The organism is Aestuariivirga sp. (assembly GCF_044239095.1).
Taxonomy (GTDB): Bacteria; Pseudomonadota; Alphaproteobacteria; order Rhizobiales; family Aestuariivirgaceae; genus Aestuariivirga.
The window spans coordinates 1-4,136 of sequence record NZ_JBIICB010000335.1 but is presented as its reverse complement, the minus strand read 5'-3'; the positions used below and the strand labels follow the sequence as shown (position 1 = coordinate 4,136).

Sequence of the window (4,136 nt, the reverse complement as noted above, 5' to 3'; positions counted from 1 at the left end):
CGAAGCGCGCATGGTAGCGCGCGCCCGGGGCCAGTCCGGAGGCCACGGGCTTGCGCGAATGATAATGGATCTCCATGCCGAAGGCCTCGGCACGCCTGGCCACTGCCTGGCCGATGCGGCCCATGCCGAGAATGCCCAGGCGCTTTCCCGACACGTCATGCCCCAGCGGAGACACGAGCGTCGTTTCGCCCCAGCGGTTCTCCCGCACCATGCGGTCACCCCAGGAGGCGCCGCGGGCCGCACCGAGAATCAGGAGGAGGGCAATGTCCGCCGTGGCGTCCGTCAGCACGCCCGGCGTGTTGGTGACGGCGATGCCCTTGGCCTTTGCCTGCGGAATCGACAGGTGGTCGTAGCCCACCGAATGCGTGGCGATGATACGGATCGAGTCCGGGAGGGATGGTATGAAATCCGGTCCGAGCTTGTCGAAGGAGGTGAGCAGGATGCCGTCGTGGTGGCGGGCCTTCTCCAGGATCTCGGCAACGCTCATCGCCCTGTCGTCCGGGTTGAGGGTTGCGCGGAACAGGGATGCGATCCGCTGCTCGGCGTCGGGCATCATTTTCCGGGTAACCAGGATACGTGGGGTGTCCGGCCCTGCTGCTGCCATCATTGCCTCTTGTTTTCCGATGATTATGTTAAGCTGAACGAAGGGCCCGCATTGGACCACCGTGACCGAGGAGTTTCAAGGTTGAAAAGCACGCTTTGCCTGTTCGCCGTCCTGATGCTGGCCGCTCCCGCCGCCGCCGCGCCTGCGATCGCGCCCCACCGCGCAATCTATGACCTGAGCCTGTTGCGCGCCAATGAGGGGGCAACGCTCCAGTCCGCAAGCGGGCGGCTGGCCTTCGAGATCGAGGGCTCCTCCTGTGACGGCTATACCGTCAGCTTCCGCATGGCTGCCCGCTATCGGCCAAAGGAGGGGGCAGCAACGCTGATCGACACCATGACCACCTCCTATGAAGGGCCGGGCGCGCTGGACTTCCAGCACCAGATCACCGAGCGCATCGACGGCACGGTGCGCGACGACCACCGCGTCAAGATGACCCGCGCCACGCCGGAGGCCGCGGGCGAGGGCACCATATCCTCAAAGCCAGGAGATGCCTTCACCATACCGGCCGGAACCCTTCTGCCCATGCAGCACCAGATGCGCCTGATGGCGCTGGGAGAGGCAGGCGGCGGGCGCGATTCGAGCGTCATCTTCGACGGCTCCGATGAGGGCAAGTCCTACCGGGTCATCACCTTCGTGGGCAAGGCAAAGCCGGCGCACAGCCTCGTGCGCGACGCCAGCAAATCCGCCGCCGCGGCGCTGGAGGCCATCGGCGCATGGCCCATGACGGTGAGCTATTTCGCGCTCGATGGCAGTTCCGAAATTCCGGAATACCAGGTGAACTTCGATCTCCATGAGAATGGCGTCGCCACCGGGCTGGTGCTCGACTATGGCGAATTCGCGCTTGGCGGAACGCTGACGGACCTCAAGATGCTCGAGGCCGCGGGCTGCCCCTGACGCCCATGTCCCGCATCAAGCGCCATGCCGATGCCGGTGTGCCGGCCCCAGAAGGCGACGTGGAGGCCTTTCTGGAGCGCGTCCGCCAGGCGCCAGCCCCTGCCGGCAAGGATGGGCGCGGGCGGCTGGTGCTGGCCATGGACGCGACCTTGAGCCGCGAGCACAGCTGGGACCAGGCGCTGTCGATCCAGGCCGGCATGTTCATGGAAGCGGGCAAGCTGAACGGCCTCGACGTTCAACTCGTCTACTTCAGGGGAGAGGGTGAATGCCGTGCCTCGAAATGGAGTTCTGACACGCAGTCGCTGGCGCGCCGCATGTCGGGCATCCGCTGCATGGGTGGGCGCACCCAGATCCTTCGCGTCCTGAAGCATCTGAGAAGTGAGGCGGCGGCGGGCAAGGTCAATGCATGCGTGTATATTGGTGATGCCATGGAGGAGCCGGTCGACCATCTGGCAGCCGTTGCCGGCGAGATCGGGCTGATGGGTGTTCCCGTCTTTATGTTCCAGGAAGGCAGCGACCCCCAGGCAGAGGCGGGTTTCCGCGAAATCGCGCGGCTGACGCGCGGCGCTTACTTCCGTTTTGGTCAAGACTCCGCCAAGGTGCTGCGTGAATTGCTGACAGCGGTCGCCGTCTATGCGGCGGGAGGCTACAAGGCGCTGTCGAACCATTCGGCCGAGCGTGGCGGTGCCGCCGCGCTCCTGCTGAAGCAGATGAAGTGAAGGGCGGCGGATGACCAGTTTCATCATCGGTCTCGTGGTGGTGGTGGGCGGCTGGTGGCTGATCAAGGCCTTCGCCAATGCCCAGCCGGCCAAGGTGCGCGGACTCATCCGCAAGGTGGCGGGCGGCGCCATCGTCGCCTTCTCGGGACTTCTTGCGCTGAAGGGTCAGATCAACCTGGCCATGCCGGTGTTCCTGCTGGGGCTCGGCCTCATGGGGCAGCAGATGGTCTTCCCCAACGGCATGCCCTGGGCGCGCAAGACGCCGGGGCAGATGTCGCGCGTGGCGACCAGCCTTCTGGCCATGGAACTCGAGCACGATACCGGCCGCATGGATGGCGAAGTGCGGGGTGGCGCCTACAAGGGGCGTCGGCTGTCCAGCCTCACCCTTGCAGAGACGCAGCGGCTGCATGCCGAAGCGGCCGGACTGCCTGACCAGAGCAGGGCGCTGCTGGAGGCCTGGATCGAGCGCACCCACCCGGAATGGCGCGAAATGTGGAATGCTACCGCAGGCAGCAAGCCCGCCGCACCCTCTCCGCGGATGACCAAAGCAGAAGCCCTCGCCATTCTCGGCCTCAAGGACGGTGCGTCTGCCGGAGATGTGCGCTCCGCCCACCGCCGCCTGATGAAGACGGCGCATCCCGATCTCGGCGGGTCAGACTATCTGGCAGCCAAGATCAACGAGGCGAAGGAGATGTTGCTTCAGGACGGCGCCTGAGGCTGGCAGGGTGCCTTCTGCTTGCGGATGGCGTTGCAGGCAGTGGCCGCCGATTTCTGGTCGAAGCCGATGAAGCGGGCGCGATAGGTGACGGCGCCGGACTTTTCCACCATGACCGTCTGCGCCGTCTTGCCCTCAACCATCTCGGGCGCACGCTGGCGCAGCTTTTGCAGAATGGCCTGGGCGTCGTTCTTCGTTGCGTAGTCGCCGAGATTGATGATCCATCCCGCATCCGGGGCAGCCGAGATCGAGGCGACATGCGACTTGTCGGCCAGCTGTTCAGAGGGGGTCTTCTCTGCGGATGCGGGCGGCGGCACGACTTCGACGCCGGGCGTGGCGGCCCCCTCGGCCGATGCCTGGGCGGCGAGTTCGGCAAGACCTTCCTGGGCATCGCCCTGTTCCACAGGCTCGGCAGCGGCCTGCGCTGTTTCCGCCGGCGCCTTCTTCTGGCGCTTGGTGGCGGCTTGCTTGCTTTCCTTCTTGGCCGCGGGCTTGGCGGGAGCATCTCCCGTCTCGTTCGTGGCAACCGCCCCGCGCGATGATCCAACCATGGCGGCGATTGTCTTGCCGTCGCGGGCCTTCTTGAAATTGCCGGTCAGCATGTCCTTCATGTAGGCATCACGGCGGGCGGCCGTGCGGCCGCCCATGACGACGCCCACGAGGCGCTTGTCGCCCCGGCGCGCGGAGGTGACGAGATTGAAGCCGGACGCGTTGATGTAGCCGGTCTTGATGCCGTCTGTTCCGTCATAGCTCGCCAGCAGCCGGTTATGCCCGCTGATGGTGCGGCCGTTGTAGACGAAGCTGCGGGTGCGGAAATAGGGGTAGTATTTCGGAAAATCGCGCATCACGCGCAGGCCCAGGGTTGCCATGTCGCGCGCGCTGGTAACCTGCTTGGGATTGGGAAGGCCAGACGCGTTGGCGAAGGTCGTGCGCGACATGCCCAAGTCACGGGCGGTGCGGGTCATGCGCCGGGCGAAGTCTTTTTCCGAGCCGGAGATATGCTCGGCGACGGCGGCCGCGACATCATTGGCGGACTTCACCACGAGCGCCCGGATGGCGGTCTCGGCCGTGATCGATTGGCCAACCTTCACGCCAAGCTTCGAGGGCGCCATGCCCGCCGCCCGCGCCGACATGCGGATGGGCGAATCGAGGCGCAGCCTGCCGGCATCGAGTTCCTGGAACAGGATATAGAGCGTCATGATCT

At 65.7% G+C, this 4,136-nt stretch carries 5 protein-coding genes; 3 read left to right on the top strand and 2 right to left on the bottom strand.

The window, feature by feature from the left end; genetic code table 11:
- A partial coding sequence (locus ACILRA_RS20565; RefSeq protein WP_395663918.1) for an NAD(P)-dependent oxidoreductase occupies positions 1-556 on the bottom strand: 556 nt, incomplete at its 3' end.
- 129 nt (positions 557-685) lie between these two features.
- Between ACILRA_RS20565 and ACILRA_RS20560 the strand changes: the two genes are divergently transcribed.
- Genes ACILRA_RS20560 through ACILRA_RS20550 form a run of 3 tightly spaced genes read left to right on the top strand, consistent with a single transcriptional unit; the run spans position 686 to position 2,932 of the window.
- A complete protein-coding gene (locus ACILRA_RS20560) occupies positions 686-1,498 on the top strand; it encodes an EipB family protein (protein WP_395663917.1) in 813 nt (270 codons plus the stop codon).
- A gap of 5 nt (positions 1,499-1,503) precedes the next feature.
- The gene (locus ACILRA_RS20555; RefSeq protein WP_395663916.1) at positions 1,504-2,217 is read left to right on the top strand and encodes a VWA domain-containing protein; all 714 of its coding nucleotides are present in this window, start codon (positions 1,504-1,506) and stop codon (positions 2,215-2,217) included.
- A gap of 10 nt (positions 2,218-2,227) precedes the next feature.
- Positions 2,228-2,932 (top strand): molecular chaperone DnaJ, encoded by a 705-nt coding sequence (locus ACILRA_RS20550; protein ID WP_395663915.1) that lies wholly within the window; start codon positions 2,228-2,230, stop codon positions 2,930-2,932.
- On the opposite strand, the gene ACILRA_RS20545 is transcribed toward ACILRA_RS20550, so the two are convergent.
- Positions 2,917-4,136: serine hydrolase (locus tag ACILRA_RS20545; protein WP_395663914.1), on the bottom strand; the 1,220-nt coding region annotated here is incomplete at its 5' end. The two genes, ACILRA_RS20550 and ACILRA_RS20545, sit on opposite strands and share 16 nt — an antisense overlap.

Coding starts and splice junctions, on each gene's coding strand:
- ACILRA_RS20555 (WP_395663916.1), top strand. CDS start 1,504: ATGTCCCGCATCAAGCGCCATGCCGATGCCGGTGTGCCGGCCCCAGAA.
- ACILRA_RS20550 (WP_395663915.1), top strand. CDS start 2,228: ATGACCAGTTTCATCATCGGTCTCGTGGTGGTGGTGGGCGGCTGGTGG.